The following is a 734-nucleotide window of genomic DNA, read 5'->3' as shown; positions in this document are numbered from 1 at the left end:
GAATGGTGTCGCAGACTCGGTGGCGCATCCCGGGCCGGATGGTTTGACGTTCGACCGCTATGGGTAGCTCCGCTAACAGTCTGGGGCTATCGACTTCATCGGAGAATCGGCGGATAGTTCGCACAGGCGGCTGCTCGAATCGGGCGACGAGTCTCAGGGCGGTTGCCGCCCCTGTCAGCAGCCACCCTGAGAGCCACCCCTCGCTCCACTTGAATGACCGTTACGATCAGAAATGGAAGTAAGGCTCAGTCAACCATGAGGGCAGATGCAGTGCAAGACTCCAGAGCGGCCCAGGAAGACGCAGAGCCTCTGGTGCTCTGCGGGTCCACCGCCCGCACGCATCAAGAGTGCTTCGACCGAGCAGGCCGGCTGGCATCAGCGCTGGTCGACTGCGGGGTCGAGTTCGGAGAGAGGAACAGCGTTGACTTCCTCGAGATCTCCATCGCCATCGCTTCTGCCGGTGGCAACCCGGTGCCCATCAACTGGCATTGGACCGCGCCCGAGATCACCTACCTTCTCGACGATTGCGAGCTGCGGATTCTCTTCTGCGACACGATGCATCTGCGCACCGCGCGCGAGGCCGTTGCTGCGGCACGCTTGACAGTGCAGATCATCGAGATCACCGACGACGGGCTGAACCGCCGCAATTCGCACGAAGCACTCATCGCCGGCAGGTCCGACGGGCTCGAGTACCGGGAGGAAGCGATGGCGGCCTCTCTTGGCCTGATCTACAC

The 734-nt window shown here is 62.5% G+C and carries 1 protein-coding gene; it reads left to right on the top strand.

The genetic code is table 11. The annotated features are described in order from the left end of the window. Positions 1-270 precede the first annotated feature (270 nt). The coding region (locus IO33_RS0142010; protein ID WP_031174341.1) for an AMP-binding protein at positions 271-734 on the top strand (464 nt) is incomplete at its 3' end.

This window comes from Streptomyces durhamensis (assembly GCF_000725475.1).
Taxonomy (GTDB): Bacteria; Actinomycetota; Actinomycetes; order Streptomycetales; family Streptomycetaceae; genus Streptomyces; species Streptomyces filipinensis.
This window is presented reverse-complemented; position numbering and strand designations above follow the sequence as displayed.